Raw genomic sequence first — 17,372 nt, 5'->3', positions numbered from 1 at the left:
GCCGTCGGCCGACACAAGCAAGGGAGTCGAACATGGACCGCCTGATCTACACCGCGATGACCGGTGCCAAGGGCACGATGGACCAGCAGGCCGCGGTGTCGAACAACATCGCCAATGCCGCATCCACCGGTTTCCGCTCGCAATTGCACAAACTGCGTGCGGTGGAGGTCCAGACCGAAGCTTTCCGCACGCGCTCGTTCGCGGTCGATGCCAGCGTCGCCAACGACTTCACGCCCGGCACGATCCAGTACACCGGGCGTCCCTACGACGTGGCTTTGGAAGGCAAGGGCTGGCTGACGGTGCAGCAGCCCGACGGCAGCGAGGCCTACACCCGCAACGGCAGCCTCACGCTCAGCCCCGCGGGGGTGCTGCAGACGCGTGAGGGGCTACCCGTGATCGGGGATGGCGGGCCGGTGACGCTGCCTCCCGACACCGAGATCGTCATCGGCCGGGACGGCTCGATCTCCTCGATCAATCCGGACGATGGCGTCGTCAACCTCGTCGGCCAACTCAAGCTGGTCAACCCGCCCGAGGCGGAACTCGTGCGTGGCGACGACGGCCTGTTCCGCCTTGCCAACGGAGCGCCAGCGCCGGTCGACCCCAACGTCCAGGTCGCGGGCGGCTACGTCGAGGGCAGCAACGTCAACGTGGCCGACCAGATGGTGCAGATGATCTCGCTCGCCCGCCAGTTCGAGATGCAGGTCCGCATGCTGCAGACCGCCGAGGCCAACGACCGCGCAGCCAGCCAGGTGCTCGCCTGGCGCTGAGCCCTTCCGCGCTTGGCCTGCCGATTAGCACGGTTTTTGCATTGCTTATCCTGCAATGGCCTGGCCCGACCGAGGGCTAGACTGATCCCGTGAAAAAGCGGCAATCGCCGTCACGCTGCGGCAAAACCTGCCGCAGCGGCAAGGCAGAACAGAGGACTTCATCATGATCCGCTCACTGTGGACCGCCCGGACCGGGCTGGATGCCCAGCAAACCTCGCTGGACGTGATCTCCAACAACCTGGCGAACGTATCGACCAACGGCTACAAGCGGCAACGCGCCGTGTTCGAGGATCTGCTCTACCAGACCATGCGCCAGCCGGGCGCACAGACCACGCAGCAGACGCAGGTGTCCAGCGGCCTGCAGATCGGTACTGGCGTGCGACCGGTCGCGACCGAGCGCATCTTCACGCAGGGCAGCCTGCAACAGACCGGCGGCGCGCTCGATGTCGCGATCCAGGGCAATGGCTTTCTGCAGATCGAGATGCCCGACGGCACGACCGCCTACACTCGGGACGGCGCCCTGCAACTCGACAACCAGGGCAACGTCGTCACCCCCAGCGGCTATCCGCTGCTCGACGGCATCCAGATCCCCGCCGACGCCAAATCGATCACCATCGGCAAGGACGGCACCGTCACCGTGACCTTGCCCAATCAGGTCGAGCCGCAGCCCGTGGGGCAGATTCAGATCGCCACCTTCATCAACCCGGGCGGTCTGCAGAGCGCGGGCGAGAACCTCTTCTACGAGACCGCGTCGAGCGGCGAAGCCACGCCGACCGAGGCGGGCACCAATGGCGCAGGGGTGATCAACCAAGGCTATGTCGAGACCTCGAACGTCAACGTGGCCGAGGAACTCGTCAGCATGATCGTCACCCAGCGCGCCTACGAGCTCAACTCGCGTGCGATCTCGACGTCCGATCAGATGCTCGGTCGGCTCACCCAGCTCTGAGGAAACGGTCATGCGCAGCATCCGCGCCTTTGCGCTCCTGATCGTGGCCCTGCTGTCGGGTTGTGCGTCCATCGACACCGTTCCGCCGACGGCGGTGCATCAGCCGATGAGCGTGCGCCCGAACGAACGCGCGGCAATGCCGCCCGCCAATGGCGCGATCTACCAGGCCGCGCTCGCAAGGCCGCTGTTCGAGGATCGGCGCGCCCGTCATGTCGGCGACATCATCACGATCAACCTGGTCGAGCGCAACACCGCGACCAAGAACGCCAACACCAATGCCTCGCGCGGGTCCGGAATGACGGGGGGGATTACCGCATCGTCGCGTCTGCCCCTGGGCGGCCTCAATGGGCTGAACATCGAGGCCGGGGTCGAGTCCGAGTTCAACGGAACGGGGGCGGCGAGCGCGAATAATGCCTTCAATGGAACGATCACCGTTTCTGTCATCGACGTTTATCCCAACGGCAACTTGCTGGTGTCGGGCGAGAAGATGCTCGCGATCAACCAGGGCAGCGAGTTCATCCGCTTCTCCGGCGTGATCGACCCCAACACCGTCACGTCCACCAATACCGTCCAGTCCACCCAGGTGGCCGACGCGCGCATCGAGTACCGCGGCAGCGGCTTCATCGACCAGTCCAACACGATGGGCTGGCTGCAGCGCTTCTTCCTTGCCGTCCTGCCATTCTGATCGAGGTTCGCCATGTTCCGGATCCAGCCCTTCCTGCTGCGCGCTGCGGTTGCCGCCGTGGCCGCCGGCATTTTCCTCAGCTCCGCAGCCGAGGCTGCACCCGAGCGCATCAAGGACCTTGCCTCGATCGCCGGCGTGCGCGAGAACCAGCTCGTCGGCTATGGCCTCGTCGTCGGTCTCGATGGCAGTGGCGACCAGACCACGCAGACGCCCTTCACCAAGCAGAGCATCGTCAACATGCTCGGCAACATGGGCGTGACCGTGCCGCAGGGCACCAACATGCAGCTCAAGAACGTGGCGGCGGTCATGGTCACTGCGAGCCTGCCGGCCTTCGCGCGGCCCGGCCAGGCGATCGACGTCACCGTGTCCTCGATCGGCAACGCCAAGAGCCTGCGCGGCGGAACCCTGGTCATGACGCCGCTCAAGGGGGCCGACGGGCAGGTCTATGCGGTGGCGCAGGGCAACCTCGTCGTCGGCGGCGCGGGCGCTCAGGCCGGCGGCGCGGCGCAGACCATCAACCACCTTGCAGCGGGACGGATTCCCGCGGGCGCTACGGTGGAGCGCGGGGTCGCCTCGTCGGTGGGGCAGGGCGACTACGTCATGCTGGAGCTCAACGAAACCGATTTCGGCACCGCCCGCCGCGTGGTGGACGCGATCAATGCCGTCTCCCCGGGTGCCGCGCGCGCGCTGGATGGCCGCAGCATCCAGGTGCTGGCGCCGGCGGACGTGTCGCATCGCGTCGCGTTTCTCGGGCAACTGGAGAGCCTGCGCGTGACGCCGGAGCAGCAGGTGGCGAAGGTGATCGTCAATTCGCGTACCGGTTCGGTGGTGATGAACCAGCGCGTCACGCTGCAGAATGTTGCGGTCTCGCACGGCAATCTCACCGTCACCGTCAACGCCGAGACACAGGTCAGCCAGCCCAATCCCTTGTCGCAGGGCGTGACCGTCGTGGCGGAGAACCAGGGGCAGGTCGACATCCGTCAGGACGGTGGCAGCATCCATAACGTGCGTGCCGGCGGCAATCTGGCCGACGTGGTCAAGGCGCTCAATTCGCTCGGCGCCAATCCCATGGACCTGGTCAGCATCCTGCAGGCGATGAAGGCCGCGGGTGCGCTGCGCGCCGAACTCGAGATCATCTGAGGCTGCGGTCATGAACGCCGGCGTCCAGCTCAACGCTTTCGACCCGAACTCGCTGCGCGACCTGCATCGCCTGGCGCGCACGGACGGCCAGTCCAACGAAACGCTGCGCGCGGCTGCGCGCCAGTTCGAGGCGCTGTTCCTGCAGATGGCCCTCAAGTCGATGCGTGAGGCGTCGCCGTCCAACAGCATGCTCGACAGCGAGCAGACGCGCATGTACCAGAGCCTGCTCGACCAGCAGCTTGCGCTCAACGCTTCGCAAGCCCGTGGCACTGGGCTGTCCGAGGTCATCTTCCGCCAGCTCGGCGGCAAGAGCGAGGGTGCAGGCGACATCGATGCCCTTGTTCCATCGGCTGCGGGCGTGGGCGGCTTCGACCTTGCCGGTGTGGCGCGCCGGCCGGCAATTTCTGCCGTGATGCAGAAGGCCGGGCTTGCCGATTCTGCACGCGCGGGTGCGGAAGACCCGGCGGCGATGGCGGAAACCGCGCTCGAACAGGCTCGCTTCGTCGAAGCGATCCAGCAGGCGCGCGATGCCAGCGGCGAGGTCTCGGCCAAGGTGCGCGACTTCGTCACCGAGGTTTGGCCGCATGCGGTCGATGCCAGCAAACGCACCGGCATTCCTGCTGCATTCATGGTTGCGCAGGCCGCGCTCGAGACCGGCTGGGGCGAGAAGCAACTTCGCCACGCCGACGGCCGGCCCAGCCACAACCTGTTCAACATCAAGGCGGGCTCCGCCTGGCAGGGCGAGACGGTCGATCGGACCGTCACCGAGTACGCCGGCGGGCAGGCTTATGCGGAACCCTCGCGCTTCCGTGCCTATGCGTCCTACGCCGAATCCTTCCAGGACTACGCCAACCTCATGACCCGCAGCCCGCGCTACGAGGCGGTGCTCGGCACCACCAGTGCCGCCGGGTTTGCGCGCGCGCTGCAGGATGCAGGCTATGCCACCGATCCGCAGTACGCCGACAAGCTGACCCGCATCATCGGCGGCGCGACCTTGCGCAACGCGCTCGCGACCCTCGGCTGATCTTGCCGCTTTGCGCTGGCAAGGTAATTGCTAGGTTCCTGTCAAGGATCATTGGAACAGGACATTCATCATGGCTGGCATGCTCAATATCGGTGTTTCGGGCCTCAATGCGGCACAGGCCCAGCTGAACACGACCAGTCACAACATCACCAATGCCGGCACCACCGGCTATCACCGCCAGACGGTCGGCCAGGCTGCCCGTGAGCCTTTGTTCACCGGGGCCGGTTTCTTCGGCCAGGGCACCAACGTCACTTCCGTCACTCGCTCGTACGATCAGTTCCTTGAGGCGCAGGTGATGCAGGCGGACAACCGCCGCTCGCAGTATTCGGCCTACAGCAGCCAGATCGGCCAGATCAACAACCTGCTTGCCGACAGCACGACCGGCCTGTCGCCCTCGCTCGCAGAGTTCTTTGCCGGCGTGCAGGAGGTGGCGTCGAACCCCACCAGCGTGGCGGCACGCCAGTCCCTGATCTCCAATGGCCAGGCACTCGCATCACGCTTCCAGTCGCTCGACACCCGGCTGCAGGAGATCCGTCAGGGGGTGGAAGGCAACCTCGTCCAGACCGTCGAGTCGATCAACACTTACGCCAATGCCATCGCCGAGATGAACCAGCGCATCGTCGTGGCGCAGGCCGGCGGGGCGGGAACGCCGGCCAACGACCTGCTCGACCAGCGCGACCAGCTGCTGGCGGAGCTGAACAAACTGGTGCAGATCAGCGTGGTGCCCGAGACTGACGGCGGCAAGGCCAACGGCGGCGTGTCGGTCTTCATCGGCTCGGGCCAGCCGCTGGTGCTGCGCGGCACGGTGTCCGAATTCGAGGTCATCCCGAGCGCCACCGACCCGCAACGTGGTGCCATCTCCATGAAGGCGCCCGGCGGCAACACGATCGAGATCGCCGAGTCGTTGCTGACCGGCGGAGAGCTCGGGGGGCTGCTGGAGTTCCGCAGGGATTCGCTGGACCGTGCGCAGAACGAGCTCGGGTTGATTGCACTGGGGATCGTGGAAACCTTCAACGCGCAGCACCAGCTTGGTGTCGATCTCGAGGGCAAGCTCGGGAATCTATTCTTCAACCCGCCTCCGATCGGTGTTCAGCCGCTTGGCACGGGTGTAACCGTCGGTCTGGATGACGTGTCGCAGTTGCGTGCCAGCGACTACGAGGTCATTGGCGAGAGCGGCGGCTTCAGGGTGAAACGGCTCTCCGATGGGGACATCCAGCCTCCCCTCACCGCGTCCGCCGCAAGTGGCGCCCTCAGCATTGATGGGATGACGATCGACGGGAGTTCCTTGGCTGCGGGCCAGTCCGTTCTGGTGCAACCCACCCGCAATGCGGCGCGGGACATTTCGGTGGCCATCACGGACCCGCGCAAGGTCGCTGCCGGAGGCCCGGTTTCGGTCAACCTGCCGCTGACGAACCAGGGGACGGCGAAGGCGTCCGAGATCGATGTGCGCAGCGTGGGCAATGTGCCCGGAGCGCAGCCGTCGTTTGCCCCGTTTGCGCTGAGCTTCGACGGCGCGAATCTCGCCCTGCCGACCACGGGCGGTTACACCATCCAGCGACTCCAGTACCAGGCCAGCAGCGGCGAGTGGCTGCCGGTTGGCGGCCCCGCGACCTCGAGCACGGCCTTCGATCCGTCCGGTGATGCCGCCGGGGTCCGGTTCAGGGTTGTCGAGCCGGGCGGTTACGAATTCGATGTACGCATCAGCGGCGCGCCGCAGGTGGGCGACCGATTCGATTTCGCGCCCACTGTGGCCGGCGCTTCCGACAACCGCAATGCGGTCGCGCTCGGTGCCCTGCAAACGAAGAAGGTTCTGCTCGCGGATGCCAATGGGCGTCCCACAGCGACCTTCCAGACCAGCTACGCACAGACCGTGAGCACCGTTGGCAACAAGACGCGCGAGGTTCAGGTTAACGAGTCTGCGCAGGAAGCCCTGCTGACGCAGGCCACCACGGCGCGCGACAGCATGTCCGGCGTCAACCTCGATGAAGAGGCCGCCAATCTCGTCCGCTACCAGCTGGCTTACCAGGCTTCGGCGCGCGTCATGACCGTGGCGCAGCGGCTGTTCGACGAACTCATCAGCATCGGCCGCTGAGCCGGCAACACCGGGAGAACATCATGCGCGTATCGACAAGCATGATCTACGACAAGGGCGTAGGCTCGATCCAGCAGCAGTGGAAGAACATCCTGCAGACGCAGCAGCAGGTGTCCACCGGCCGGCGTGTGCTGACCCCCGCGGACGACCCCATCGCCTCCGCGCGTGCGCTGGAGGTCGGCCAGACCAAGGCGGTCAACACCCAGTTTTCGGTGAACATCGGCTACGCCGACGACGCCATGAAGCTGCTCGAGTCCCGCCTGCAGAGCGCGGGCGACGTTCTGCACTACGTCCGCGAGCGCGCGGTGCAGGCGGGCAATGGTGCCCTGGATGCCAAGGATCTGGGCTACATGGCAACGGACATGAAGGCCCAGTTCGAAGCCATGCTGGCGCTTGCCAACAGCCAGGACGGTACGGGCGACTACATCTTCGGCGGCTACCGATCGCAGCAGCAGCCCTATTCAGGCGGACTTTCCGGCGTCGGATACGAAGGTGATCAGGGCGAGCGGACGATCCAGGTCTCGGCCTCGCGCTACATGCCCGTCAGCTTGCCGGGCTCGGACGTGTTCGATCGTACGCTCACGCTCGGCACCGGGTCGATCAAGGTCTACGCGAACGCAGCGAACGAGGGACAGGCAGGCCCGACCATCGCGTCGATCGATGCGTCCAACGTACGGCAGGCAACGCGGTATCAGTTCGAGTACGACGCGCTCGCCGCGAGCTATACCGTAACCCGCATCGGGCAGGATGGGCAGGAAGTGCCGCTGGCGCCGGCAACCTATGCCGTCGGCAGCACGCCGACAATCGATGGTATCGATTTTGACCTCACCGCTGTGCCGGTCGGGAGTGAAGACAAGTTCGAGGTCTTCGTCCCTTCCACCAACCTGCTCAACAACATGGCGATGTTCGCCTCTGCGCTCGAGAGCCCGGGTGCCTCGGGCATGACCGGCGCTGTTGCCTTTGCGCTCGAAACCTTCGATGCCGGCCAGGAGAACATCCTCAAGACTCGCGCCCAGATCGGCTCCCAGCTCACCGAGACCGAAGCGCTCGCGAGTCTCGGCAGCGACCTCGACCTGCAATACGCCACTACGCTGTCCGGCTTGCAGGATGTCGATTACGCCGAGGCGATCTCGCGCCTGACGCAGCAACAGACCTACCTGCAGGCGGCGCAGCAGTCTTTCATGCGCGTTTCCGGCCTGTCGCTGTTCAACTACCTGAATTGAGTTCCTCCATGCGCACCGCACTTGTCGTTGGGGCTGCCGTCTTGCTCGCGGCCTGTACCACCACCCACGAGGCCTCGGTCCGCGAACCGGGGACAGTGTCGCCGGAGGAGGCCGTCGAGTTGCTCGCGCCGGTTGCTGCGCTCGCCGGTGGCCTGTCGATGCTCAGCGACCTGGACATGCTCGAGCCGCAATACATCGCCGGTGCGCTGGTCGCATTCGCGATCTATGACCCCTTCGCCCCCACCTGGCGCATCGACGTGCGAGAGGCTGGACGCGACCGGGTACGCATGGCGCTGAAGATGAAATCGCTCTTCACTGGCGGTGAGGGCGAAGCGCGGCAGGTGTTCCTGCGCAATGCGCGTCAGATCGTCGAGGCCGGGGGCTTCGCCGGCTATGAGGTCGTGCACTACGAGGAAGGCGTGGAGTCGACCCGGCCTTTCGCCCGCCGCTACGCGAACGCGGAGATCCGGCTGGTGCGCTCGCAGATCTTCCCCACGATGTAAGCGGGGGAAGAAGGGGAAAGGGTGAGAGGGCGAAAGGGCGAAAGGACGGGAGGGCGGAGAATTGCCCGCCCTCAGGGGGCCGGTGTTGGAAGCGGGGCGAGGGCGTCGAGCAGCAGCGAGATGGTGTCGAAGCCGCGTTCGAACAGGCTCTGCAGTACGGGACCGAAGTTGGTCATGATCAGCAGCAGGCCGATGAAACCGGCGGTGAGCGTAATGGGGAAACCCACTGCGAACAGGTTCAGCTGTGGCGCTGCACGCGTCAGCACACCGAGTGCGATGTTCGCCACCAGCAGCATGGCGATGATCGGCATGGACAGCAGGAGCCCGGCCGCGAACACGGTCAGGCCGGTGCGCGCGATGAAGATCCAGCCGCTGGAACTGAGCAGCTCGGTGCTGACCGGAAGCCACTCGAAGCTCCTGACCACGATCTCGATCAGCACCAGGTGACCGTTGGCCGCCAGAAAGAGCAGCGTGGCGAGCAGGTTCAGGAAGTCGGACAGCACCGCGGTCTGCCCGCCCGCGTCGGGGTCGAAGAAGATCGCGAAGGACAGGCCCATCTGCATGCCGATCAGGGCGCCAGCCATGTCCACGGCCGCGAACACGATGCGCATCATGAAGCCGATCGCGATGCCGATGAAGATCTGCTGGCCGAAGATCACCAGCCCCAGGCCGGAGTTCGGCGGCACGTCCGGCATCGGCGGCATGATCGGTAGCACGGCCACGGTCACCGCGATGCCGATTGCGAGCCGAGCGCGCACCGACACCCCTCGGTTGGCGAATACGGGCGCTGAAGAGAACAACCCGAGCAGCCGCGCGAGCGGAAACATCAGCGCGGCGAGCCATGCATCGAGCTGGGCGGCGGTTACGCTGAGCATCGGGCGGCGGAGCGGTGGTGAGTGCGGCGGCGCGGCGGCGCTAACCGATCATCGTCGGGATGGACTGGATCAGCCTGCGCATGAAGTCCGTCAGCAGGGTGATCATCCACGGCCCGGCAAGCACGAGGGTGACGAAGATCGCGACCAGCTTGGGCACGAAGGAGAGTGTCATCTCGTTGATCTGGGTCGCGGCCTGAAAGATGCTGATGATCAGGCCGGTCGCCAGTGCGGCGACGAACAGGGGTGCGGAAACCAGCAGCGTGACTTCGACGGCTTGACGCCCGATCTCGATGACTGCGGTAGGGGTCATGGCGTTTCTCCTCGGAACGCGCCCTTCAGAGGGCGAAGCTCTGTACCAGCGAGCCGATCAGTAGCGTCCAGCCGTCGACCAGCACGAACAGCATGATCTTGAAGGGCAATGACACGATCACGGGCGACATCATCATCATGCCCATCGACATCAGCACAGAGGCGACCACCATGTCGATGATGATGAAGGGGATGAAGATGATGAAGCCGATCTGGAAGGCGGTCTTGAGCTCCGACGTAACGAAAGCGGGGATCACCACGCGCATCGGCAGATCCTCGGCCTTCTCCACCGGAGGCACCTTGGCAAGTCCGGCGAAAAGATCGAGATCGGGCTCGCGCACCTGCTTGAGCATGAAGGCCTTTACCGGCACCGACGCGCGCTCGAGTGCCTCGTCGAACTGGATCGCTCCCTCGGACATTGGCAGGTAGGCGTCGGTATACACGCGCTCGGCGACCGGCGCCATGATGAAGAAGGTCAGGAAAAGTGCCAGCCCGAGCAGCACCTGGTTCGGCGGCGCGGTCTGCGTGCCCATGGCCTGGCGCAGCAGTGAAAACACGATGATGATGCGGGTGAAGCTCGTCATCATCAGCACCATTGCCGGGATGAAGCTCAGCAGCGTCATCAGCAACAGCGTCTGGATGGTCAGGCTGTAGGTCGTGCCGCCTCCGGGTGCATCGGTCGTGGTCAGCGCGGGCAGGGCCTGTGCGGCGGCCAGCAGCGGCAGACCGGCGAGCAGTACGCCCAGGGCAAGCTGGCGCAGCAAGGCGGGAGACAATCGACGGCCGGTTTCAGCGCGCATTGCGGTGCTCCGTTGCCTGCTTGAGCCAGCTTGCGAAGCTGCGTCCGGCCGGTGTTGCCACCCCGGGCGCATCGGCGGCGAGCGGAAGCGCGCTGCGCTTCATGTCGTGCAGTTTGCTCACCGAGCCTGGCGCCACACCGAGCACCAGGACCTCGTCACCGAGTTCGACCAGCACCACGCGCTCGCGCGGACCCACGGCCGCGGCGCCCAGCACCTTGATGGCGGCGCCACCCCCGCGCGGTGCGCCCAGCCGGCGGATCAGCCACAGGCTGGCGAGCAGCAGCGCGATGACGATGGCGAGCCCGAACGCCATCTGCAGCAGGCTGGCACCGAGCTCGGGGAGGGGGGAAGAGGTAGGGGTGGAGACGGGGGTGGGGGCAGTCTGTGCCAGGGCAGCGCCTGGCCAGAGCGGGGCCAGTGTCGTGGTGCCCGCCAGGACAGGAACGGTCAGTCGTTGCAGGGGCATGGGTCGATCAGCTGCGGATCTTACGCATTCGCTCGGCGGGGGTGATGATGTCGGTCAGACGGATGCCGAACTTGTCGTTGACCACGACCACCTCGCCCTGGGCGATCAGGGTGCCGTTGACCAGCACGTCCATCGGCTCGCCCGCAAGACCGTCCAGTTCGACCACCGAGCCGTGTGCAAGCTGCAACAGGTTGCGGATCGACAGCTTCGTGCGCCCCAACTCCACAGTGATCTGCACCGGGATGTCGAGGATCATGTCGAAATCATTCAGCGACCCCTGCTTGTCGCTGCTGCCGCCGAAGTCTTCGAACAACTGGCTGGCCGGCTTGGCCTGGTAAGGCGAGCCGTCCATGGCCGCCGCGGCGAGTTCGGCCGCCACGCGGTCGGCCTCGCCGTCGCCTCCGGCTTCGACCGCGGCCTGCTCCATCATCGCAGCGGCCCAGTCGTCTTCGGTGATCTGGGGTTCCAGATTGTCGTCAGCCATTGTTTTCTCCCGGATGGCTCGATGTGTCGGTGTCGTCGGCGCGGATGAATTGCTCGAGCTTGATGGCGTAGTGTCCGCCCTTGGTGCCGTGGTTGCACTTGAAGACCGGTACCCCATCCACCTCGGCAACCAGTGCGGCGGGCACGTTCAGCGGAATCACGTCCCCCACGCGCATGTCGACGATGTCGCGCAGGGTGAGGCGGGCGCTGCCGAAATTGCAGCCCAGCTCCACCTCGACGGTCTGCAACTGTCGCGTCAGCAGCTTGATCCAGCGGCGATCCGAGGTCAGATGGTCGCTCTGCATGGTGGAATACAGCAGATCGCGAATGGGTTCGAGCATGGAGTACGGGAAGCAGATGTGCATCTCTGCCTGCGCGCCGCCGAGTTCGAGCGAGAAGCTGGTCGCGACCACGACTTCGGAGGGGGTCGCGATGTTGGCGAACTGCGAGTTCATCTCCGACCGAACGTACTCCAGATGCAGTGCGAACACCGGTGCCCAGGCGCGGGCGTACTCGGTGAAGACCACGTTGAGCATGCCCTGGATGATGCGCTGCTCGGTGGGTGTGAAGTCACGCCCCTCGACCCGGGTGTGGAAGCGCCCATCGCCGCCGAACATGTTGTCCACGACCAGGAACACGAGGTTCGGGTCGAAGACGACCAGCCCGGTGCCGCGCAGCGGCTTGGCGGTCACCAGGTTGAGGTTGGTGGGCACGACGAGGTTGCGGATGAACTCTGCGTACTTTTGCACCTTGATCGGTCCCACCGAGACCTCGACGTTGCGGTGCATGTAGTTGAACAGGCCGATGCGCAGATAGCGTGCGAAGCGCTCGTTGATGAGCTCGAGCGTAGGCATGCGCCCCCGCACGATGCGCTCCTGCGTCGCCAGATTGTAGGGGCGAATGCCTTCCGTCCCCGCGTCGTCCGCAGCCTGTTCGTCCGTCTCCCCGGTCACGCCCCGTAGCAGGGCGTCAACCTCTTCCTGGGAGAGAAAGTCCGCGGACATGGTGCCGCTCCTTACTGGATGATGAAGGAGGTGAACAACACCGACTGCACGGGGCCGTTCGGGATGGGGCGGCCGCTCGCATCGCGCACCGCCTGGAAGCCGAGCGCCTCATTGACCTGCTGCGTGATCTCGAGCGAGAGCGACTCGCGTCCTTCGATAGTGGCGAGCTCCGAGGGGAGTTTGGCCGACAGCAGCAGGTTGATGCGGTGGCGGATCTCCGGCATGAAGGCCTTCAGGGTCGGCTCCATCTTCGCGTCGGCGATGCGGATGACCGCCACCACCTGGAGGTAGTGGTCGCCCTCGTCGCGACGCAGATTGACCGTGAAGGCGTCGAGCGGAATGAAGATCGGTGGCTTGGTGAGGTCGACGGTGCCCTGGGTCTGGAGCTGCGCTTGCGCTGCAGCCTCGCTGGCAGCGGCTTCCTCACCGTCCTTGTCCTTGCCGCCCTTGAGCAGCAGCAGCGCACCGACGCCCGCGGCGATCAGGATGAGCACCACGAGCAGCACGATGACGATGATCAGGCCGAGCTTGCCTTTCTTCTTGGGGACGTCTTCGCCTTCTTCCGTCTTTGCCGGTGCCTTGGCCATGCGTTTCTCCTGTTGTACGAATTGCATTATCCGGGAGGGTCACGCAAGCCAAAGCGCCGAAAAGTGGGGCAGAGCAGCCCCAATTCGCGCGCTTCAGGCGAAGGTGTCGACCATCCCCTGCTGTTGTTTCACCCAGCCGCCACCGCTGCCGGACTGGGTCCCCGCTCCGGTGAGGGCTTCATCGCCCTGGCCATTTCCGCCGTCCTGGCGGGAGGTGCCGCCATCGCGGCCCTGCTGACCCGAAGTGCTCACGTTTGCATCGCCCAGCATGATGCCCGCCTGCTGAAGGATCTCGCGCAGATGCGGCATGGCGCGCTCGAGCGCATCGCGGGCGGCCTGGCTGGACGCGATGAACTGTGCCGTCGTCTGGTCGCCGTTGAGGCTGATCGAGACTTCGAGCTTGCCCAGGCTCGGCGGTGTCAGCACCAGTTCTGCCTTGCTTTCGGCGCGGCCGAGCATCCAGCGCACCTGGTTGCTGACGTCCTCCGCCCATGCCTGCTGGCCGGCCGGCGTCTGGACTGGCAACTGTGGCGTGGGCTGCGCGCCCTGCGCCTGGCGCAGCAACTGCGGCGAACCATGCAGGTGCAGCCCGGCGCCCTGCAGGCCGGTGCTGCCGTCCGCACCCTCCTTGACCAGTGCCGCTGCAGCCTCGGCCCCCCGTCCGGCGGCGATGCCGGCGGAAACCGCGTTTGCCGCCACTGCGATGGCCTTGGCCTGCAGCCCGGGGTTGGCATTGCCGTCCGCGATCTCCTGGCCCAGGCTCGTCAGCAGCGCCGAATTATGAATCGATTTCTTCCCGCCGTTGGGGTTCGTCAGCAGGCTCTCCGTGCCATCCTCCACGGCGGCACTGTCCTGCTGCCCGGAGAGCAGGGCGGCAATGGCTGCCGGCAAGCCGGCAACGGAAGCCGCCGCCGAAGCCTCCGGGCTGCCGGCTGCGGCAGGCTGCTGCGGCTGTGCTTCGGTCTGCGCCTGCCCTTGCGCGTCGGACGGGTTCTGGCCGGTGCCGGTGCTGCCCTCCTGCGTCTGCGTGGAGGGCGGGGCGTCCGCGGGCTGGTCCGCCTCGGCCGTGCGCGCGCCGTCGGGGGCGCTCGCTCGCTCGGGCGAGGGGCTCTTGCGGCCTTCGGCAGTGGGGCTGCGTTCCGCACCCTGCCTGTCCTGCGGGCGCGGAGCTTCATTGCGCGGGGGCTCCGGCATCCGGCTCTGCAGGGTCTGCGAGAAGGAGTTGGCACGGGTGTCGGTGCGGAAACTGGCCTGGGCTTCGGTGCGCGCGTTGCGGGCCGCCGGGTTTGCGGGCTCTGGCTGCGCCGAGAGCAGGTTCATGGCGGAGACCGGGTTGCGTGCGGAGGCGTATGCGGAAGGCAGTGCAGACATGTCTGGGTCCCTGTGAGGCTGGCGGGGATCGAAGGATCCGGTGCGCAACCTCAAGCAAGGCTCATGCCACCAGCGGACAGGGCCCTGTGACGGGCTTCGGGCGCGCGTTCAGCGGGGTCAAGATTCGCCCTCGCCTTCGTCGTCGTTGCCGGAATCGAAGCGCCGGCGCGCCGCGTGCTCGTCCGCCTGTTTCTGCTCGCGCCGTGATTCGGCTTGGTCCAGGGCAGACCGGTGGCGCTGCGAGAGCGTGTCGAAGGCCTTCAGGCGGGTGTGCTGGGCGATCCAGCTCTGCTGACCTTCCACCGTGCGCGCCTGGGACTGCTCCACGAGCTTGCGCTGTGCGGCGATGGCTTCATCGAGCTTGCCCATGAAGGCGCTGAAATTGCGCCAGGCGTCCGGGCTCATGCCATCGCGCGCAGCCTGCACGAAGCGCTCGTTGTATTCCTTGCGGTAGGTTTCGAGCATCTCGAGCTTCTGCGCCTGATCGCGCTCGGCGGCGACGAGTTCGCCAAGCCTGCGGGCGGCTTCGTCGGTGCGGGTGTTGGCGAGGTCGAGCAGGGGCTGGAGGTGGAATTGCGCAGTCATCGGCTGCCGGTTGGCGTGCAGTCTGGAAGCCGGATTCTATCGTGCCGCAGGGCCGCTGGCTCGTTTCGCCCAACGGTCTCGGCCGATCCAGCCCCCTGTCCTTTGCGCCGGCAAGCGCGAACGAGGGGCCGTGCGCCTTGTCAGCCGAACACTTCGGCGAGCTTGCGCAGCGCGCCCTCGTGCGATTCGCGTTCGTGGATGCCCTGCTGGAGGAAGGCCTCCAGCCTGGGGTACAGCCGCACCGCGGTGTCCAGCACCGGGTCTCCGCCGGCCTGGTAGGCGCCCACCGCGATCAGGTCACGAGAGCGCTGATAGCGCGAAAAGAACTGCTTGAACTGGCGCACGACGGCGAAGTGGTCGTCGCCCACGAGGTTGTGCATTGCGCGCGAGATGGACTGCTCGATGTCGATCGCGGGGTAGTGGCCCTGATCCGCGAGCGTGCGGGACAGCACGAAGTGGCCGTCGAGGATCGCTCGCGCAGAATCTGCGATCGGGTCCTGCTGGTCGTCGCCTTCGGCGAGCACAGTATAGAAGGCAGTGATCGATCCGCCGCCCTCCGGGCCGTTGCCGGCGCGCTCGACCAGTGCAGGCAAGCGCGCGAACACGCTCGGCGGGTAGCCGCGGGTGACCGGCGGCTCGCCGATCGCGAGCGCGATCTCGCGCTGGGCCATTGCGTAGCGCGTCAGCGAATCCATGATCAGCAGCACCTGCTTGCCGCGGTCGCGGAAGTGTTCCGCCACCGTGGTCGCATAGGCTGCGCCCTGCATGCGCATCAGCGGGCTGGTATCGGCTGGCGCCGCGACCACCACCGAGCGCGCGAGACCTTCCGGGCCCAGGCTCTGGTCGATGAACTCCTTTACTTCCCGGCCCCGCTCGCCGATCAGGCCGACCACGATCACGTCAGCTTCCGTGTAGCGGGCCATCATCCCGATCAGCACCGACTTGCCCACGCCGGAGCCGGCGAAGAGCCCCAGGCGCTGCCCGCGTCCGACCGTCAGCAGCGCGTTGATGGCGCGAATGCCCACATCGAGCGGCTGGCTGATCGGTGCGCGCGAGAGCGGGTTGATTGCACGGCCCTGCAGCGAGCGCGTCTCCTGGGTCCCGAGCGGACCATGTCCGTCCAGCGGACGGCCGGCGCCATCCACGACGCGGCCCAGCAGCTCATCGCCCACCGGGAGATGCTTGGCGCGGTCGGCGGCGCGCCGGCGCGGGCCGATGCGCTTGCCCGGCACCAGGCGCGGCACGCCCACTTCGATCGGCAGCACGCGCGCCCCGGGGGCGAGGCCGAAAACGTCGTCGGTGGGCATCATGTACAGCTTGTCGCCGTTGAACCCCACCACCTCGGCGTCCACCGAGCCGCCTCCGGGCACCAGGATGCGGCAGCCCGCGCCCAGCGGCAGCTTGATGCCGGCGGCCTCCATCACCAGCCCGTTGATGCGCGTCAGCCGGCCCGAGGTTTCGAGCGGGTTGCAGCCCTCGACCAGATGGCGTCCATCGGTGAGGAAACTGCGCCACAGGGCGGTGTGTGGATTCATGGGCCGGGTGCCTGCTTCGCTCCGGGGTCGCCGGGCTGGCTGTCGTCTGGGCTGTTCGCGTCCGTGAGCGGTTTCCCGCCTCCTTCCCCGCTTCCGTCTTCGGTTGCGCCCCAGGCTGGCTCCTCCGTCTTTTCGTCCGCCTGTTCCGCAACGCTCTCTGCAATGCCCTCCGCAGCCCCTTCCTCAGGCGACCAGGCGGCCTTCTCGTGCCCGATCGATTCCAGCACCCGGCGCCAGCGCGCCTGCAGGGTCGCGTCTACAACGGTGCCCTGGCCCTCGATGCGGCACTCGCCGCGCTGAAGGTGCAGATCCTCGTGCAGCCGATGTCCGCCGTGCGCGAACTGATCGCCTGCGTGCCTGCGCACGAGGTCCAGGTCCTCGGGGTGGAGATGGATCTGCGCGTGCCCCTGGGGAAGCTGGAGCAGGGCTTCGCGTACGGTGTCGAGGATGGTTTCGGGGTGGTGTTCGAGCGTGAGCCGCACCATGCGCCGCGCCATCTCGATCGCGAGCGCCATGAGCTCTTCTGCGATCTCCGCGTCCAGCGTCTGCATCGCGTCCTCGAGCGTGTCCACCAGCCTGGCGATCCGTCCGGCTTCCTGCGCGGCCTGGCGCTGACCTTCCTCGTACCCCTGCTTGCGTCCGGCCTCCAGCCCTTCGGCCACGCCTTCGCGCCGGCCTTCGTCGAAGCCAGCCTGGCGCACCTCCTCGTGCATGCGCTCGATCTCCTCCGCTGTCGGCAGGCGGAAATCGGGGGGCAACTCGGGCAACTCGGGCGGCTCGGCAGGGGCGGGCGCCTCCTCCGCCGCAGCGGGTGCAGCGACTGCGGTCGGCTCGGCCTCAGCCGATGATGCCTCGCCGGTATCCGCGTCGTGTGCGGCGCCGTCCTCGCCTTCGGCATCGAAGTCGGCCGGCGTCCAGCGCCTGTAGGCACCTACGGCCTGATGGCGGGAAATGCTCATGGGCGGCTCACGTGTTCA

Annotated in this window: 19 protein-coding genes; 8 read left to right on the top strand and 11 right to left on the bottom strand. The window is 66.5% G+C overall.

The genetic code is table 11. From position 1 onward, the window contains the following. The first annotated feature begins 32 nt into the window (after positions 1-32). The 8 genes from flgF to ACPT9U_RS06765 all read left to right on the top strand — a co-directional run bounded on the left by flgF (position 33) and on the right by ACPT9U_RS06765 (position 8,380). Positions 33-767, top strand: a complete 735-nt coding sequence (gene flgF / locus ACPT9U_RS06800) for a flagellar basal-body rod protein FlgF (RefSeq protein WP_418362960.1) — start codon at positions 33-35, stop codon at positions 765-767. Positions 768-930: 163 nt separating this feature from the next. After that, on the top strand, positions 931-1,713 hold the full coding sequence (flgG, locus tag ACPT9U_RS06795; RefSeq protein ID WP_418362959.1) for a flagellar basal-body rod protein FlgG: 783 nt from the start codon (positions 931-933) through the stop codon (positions 1,711-1,713). 10 nt (positions 1,714-1,723) lie between these two features. Further along, on the top strand, positions 1,724-2,398 hold the full coding sequence (locus ACPT9U_RS06790; RefSeq protein WP_418362958.1) for a flagellar basal body L-ring protein FlgH: 675 nt from the start codon (positions 1,724-1,726) through the stop codon (positions 2,396-2,398). Positions 2,399-2,410: 12 nt separating this feature from the next. After that, entirely contained in the window at positions 2,411-3,538 is a 1,128-nt protein-coding gene (locus tag ACPT9U_RS06785) for a flagellar basal body P-ring protein FlgI (protein ID WP_418362957.1), read from the top strand. A 10-nt stretch (positions 3,539-3,548) separates the two neighbouring features. Beyond that, positions 3,549-4,562, top strand: a complete 1,014-nt coding sequence (gene flgJ / locus ACPT9U_RS06780; RefSeq protein WP_435750316.1) for a flagellar assembly peptidoglycan hydrolase FlgJ — start codon at positions 3,549-3,551, stop codon at positions 4,560-4,562. A 70-nt stretch (positions 4,563-4,632) separates the two neighbouring features. Continuing rightward, positions 4,633-6,654 (top strand): flagellar hook-associated protein FlgK, encoded by a 2,022-nt coding sequence (gene flgK / locus ACPT9U_RS06775; RefSeq protein WP_418362955.1) that lies wholly within the window; start codon positions 4,633-4,635, stop codon positions 6,652-6,654. A 23-nt stretch (positions 6,655-6,677) separates the two neighbouring features. After that, entirely contained in the window at positions 6,678-7,877 is a 1,200-nt protein-coding gene (gene flgL / locus ACPT9U_RS06770) for a flagellar hook-associated protein FlgL (RefSeq protein ID WP_418362954.1), read from the top strand. 8 nt (positions 7,878-7,885) lie between these two features. Further along, the gene (locus ACPT9U_RS06765) at positions 7,886-8,380 is read left to right on the top strand and encodes a hypothetical protein (protein WP_418362953.1); all 495 of its coding nucleotides are present in this window, start codon (positions 7,886-7,888) and stop codon (positions 8,378-8,380) included. 71 nt (positions 8,381-8,451) lie between these two features. On the opposite strand, the gene fliR is transcribed toward ACPT9U_RS06765, so the two are convergent. The 11 genes from fliR to ACPT9U_RS06710 form a co-directional block, all read right to left on the bottom strand. Further along, on the bottom strand, positions 8,452-9,255 hold the full coding sequence (gene fliR / locus ACPT9U_RS06760; RefSeq protein ID WP_435750315.1) for a flagellar biosynthetic protein FliR: 804 nt from the start codon (positions 9,253-9,255) through the stop codon (positions 8,452-8,454). A gap of 40 nt (positions 9,256-9,295) precedes the next feature. After that, the gene (gene fliQ, locus ACPT9U_RS06755; protein WP_418362951.1) at positions 9,296-9,565 is read right to left on the bottom strand and encodes a flagellar biosynthesis protein FliQ; all 270 of its coding nucleotides are present in this window, start codon (positions 9,563-9,565) and stop codon (positions 9,296-9,298) included. Positions 9,566-9,590: 25 nt separating this feature from the next. Continuing rightward, complete coding sequence (fliP, locus tag ACPT9U_RS06750) at positions 9,591-10,364, bottom strand: flagellar type III secretion system pore protein FliP (RefSeq protein ID WP_418362950.1); 774 nt, start codon at positions 10,362-10,364, stop codon at positions 9,591-9,593. Next, positions 10,354-10,830 carry a flagellar biosynthetic protein FliO gene (fliO, locus tag ACPT9U_RS06745; RefSeq protein ID WP_418362949.1) on the bottom strand — a complete coding sequence of 159 codons (477 nt, stop codon included), beginning with the start codon at positions 10,828-10,830 and terminating at the stop codon, positions 10,354-10,356. Before fliO ends, fliP begins: the two co-directional genes overlap by 11 nt. A gap of 7 nt (positions 10,831-10,837) precedes the next feature. Further along, positions 10,838-11,314 (bottom strand): flagellar motor switch protein FliN, encoded by a 477-nt coding sequence (fliN, locus tag ACPT9U_RS06740; protein ID WP_418362948.1) that lies wholly within the window; start codon positions 11,312-11,314, stop codon positions 10,838-10,840. Next, the gene (fliM, locus tag ACPT9U_RS06735; protein ID WP_418362947.1) at positions 11,307-12,317 is read right to left on the bottom strand and encodes a flagellar motor switch protein FliM; all 1,011 of its coding nucleotides are present in this window, start codon (positions 12,315-12,317) and stop codon (positions 11,307-11,309) included. The genes fliN and fliM overlap by 8 nt, the downstream gene beginning before the upstream one ends. Before the next feature lie 11 nt (positions 12,318-12,328). Continuing rightward, positions 12,329-12,904, bottom strand: coding sequence for a flagellar basal body-associated FliL family protein (locus tag ACPT9U_RS06730; RefSeq protein ID WP_435750313.1), 576 nt, complete (start codon positions 12,902-12,904; stop codon positions 12,329-12,331). A 93-nt stretch (positions 12,905-12,997) separates the two neighbouring features. Then, on the bottom strand, positions 12,998-14,275 hold the full coding sequence (locus ACPT9U_RS06725; protein WP_435750311.1) for a flagellar hook-length control protein FliK: 1,278 nt from the start codon (positions 14,273-14,275) through the stop codon (positions 12,998-13,000). A 117-nt stretch (positions 14,276-14,392) separates the two neighbouring features. Beyond that, entirely contained in the window at positions 14,393-14,860 is a 468-nt protein-coding gene (fliJ, locus tag ACPT9U_RS06720; protein WP_435750310.1) for a flagellar export protein FliJ, read from the bottom strand. Between the two features lie 140 nt (positions 14,861-15,000). After that, positions 15,001-16,395 carry a flagellar protein export ATPase FliI gene (fliI, locus tag ACPT9U_RS06715; protein WP_418362943.1) on the bottom strand — a complete coding sequence of 465 codons (1,395 nt, stop codon included), beginning with the start codon at positions 16,393-16,395 and terminating at the stop codon, positions 15,001-15,003. Beyond that, the gene (locus tag ACPT9U_RS06710; protein ID WP_435750309.1) at positions 16,392-17,354 is read right to left on the bottom strand and encodes a flagellar assembly protein FliH; all 963 of its coding nucleotides are present in this window, start codon (positions 17,352-17,354) and stop codon (positions 16,392-16,394) included. Before ACPT9U_RS06710 ends, fliI begins: the two co-directional genes overlap by 4 nt. Positions 17,355-17,372: the final 18 nt, after the last annotated feature.

The organism is Thauera sp. AutoDN2 (assembly GCF_051280715.1).
Lineage (GTDB): Bacteria > Pseudomonadota > Gammaproteobacteria > Burkholderiales > Rhodocyclaceae > Thauera.
Note: the sequence above shows the minus strand (reverse complement) of the source record. Positions and strands in the feature narration are given on the sequence as shown.

Excerpts from the sequence above, each read along its gene's own strand:
- flgF (WP_418362960.1), top strand. The coding sequence starts at position 33 with ATGGACCGCCTGATCTACACCGCGATGACCGGTGCCAAGGGCACGATG.
- flgG (WP_418362959.1), top strand. The coding sequence starts at position 931 with ATGATCCGCTCACTGTGGACCGCCCGGACCGGGCTGGATGCCCAGCAA.
- ACPT9U_RS06790 (WP_418362958.1), top strand. The coding sequence starts at position 1,724 with ATGCGCAGCATCCGCGCCTTTGCGCTCCTGATCGTGGCCCTGCTGTCG.
- ACPT9U_RS06785 (WP_418362957.1), top strand. The coding sequence starts at position 2,411 with ATGTTCCGGATCCAGCCCTTCCTGCTGCGCGCTGCGGTTGCCGCCGTG.
- flgJ (WP_435750316.1), top strand. The coding sequence starts at position 3,549 with ATGAACGCCGGCGTCCAGCTCAACGCTTTCGACCCGAACTCGCTGCGC.
- flgK (WP_418362955.1), top strand. The coding sequence starts at position 4,633 with ATGGCTGGCATGCTCAATATCGGTGTTTCGGGCCTCAATGCGGCACAG.
- flgL (WP_418362954.1), top strand. The coding sequence starts at position 6,678 with ATGCGCGTATCGACAAGCATGATCTACGACAAGGGCGTAGGCTCGATC.
- ACPT9U_RS06765 (WP_418362953.1), top strand. The coding sequence starts at position 7,886 with ATGCGCACCGCACTTGTCGTTGGGGCTGCCGTCTTGCTCGCGGCCTGT.
- fliR (WP_435750315.1), bottom strand. The coding sequence starts at position 9,255 with ATGCTCAGCGTAACCGCCGCCCAGCTCGATGCATGGCTCGCCGCGCTG.
- fliQ (WP_418362951.1), bottom strand. The coding sequence starts at position 9,565 with ATGACCCCTACCGCAGTCATCGAGATCGGGCGTCAAGCCGTCGAAGTC.
- fliP (WP_418362950.1), bottom strand. The coding sequence starts at position 10,364 with ATGCGCGCTGAAACCGGCCGTCGATTGTCTCCCGCCTTGCTGCGCCAG.
- fliO (WP_418362949.1), bottom strand. The coding sequence starts at position 10,830 with ATGCCCCTGCAACGACTGACCGTTCCTGTCCTGGCGGGCACCACGACA.
- fliN (WP_418362948.1), bottom strand. The coding sequence starts at position 11,314 with ATGGCTGACGACAATCTGGAACCCCAGATCACCGAAGACGACTGGGCC.
- fliM (WP_418362947.1), bottom strand. The coding sequence starts at position 12,317 with ATGTCCGCGGACTTTCTCTCCCAGGAAGAGGTTGACGCCCTGCTACGG.
- ACPT9U_RS06730 (WP_435750313.1), bottom strand. The coding sequence starts at position 12,904 with ATGGCCAAGGCACCGGCAAAGACGGAAGAAGGCGAAGACGTCCCCAAG.
- ACPT9U_RS06725 (WP_435750311.1), bottom strand. The coding sequence starts at position 14,275 with ATGTCTGCACTGCCTTCCGCATACGCCTCCGCACGCAACCCGGTCTCC.
- fliJ (WP_435750310.1), bottom strand. The coding sequence starts at position 14,860 with ATGACTGCGCAATTCCACCTCCAGCCCCTGCTCGACCTCGCCAACACC.
- fliI (WP_418362943.1), bottom strand. The coding sequence starts at position 16,395 with ATGAATCCACACACCGCCCTGTGGCGCAGTTTCCTCACCGATGGACGC.
- ACPT9U_RS06710 (WP_435750309.1), bottom strand. The coding sequence starts at position 17,354 with ATGAGCATTTCCCGCCATCAGGCCGTAGGTGCCTACAGGCGCTGGACG.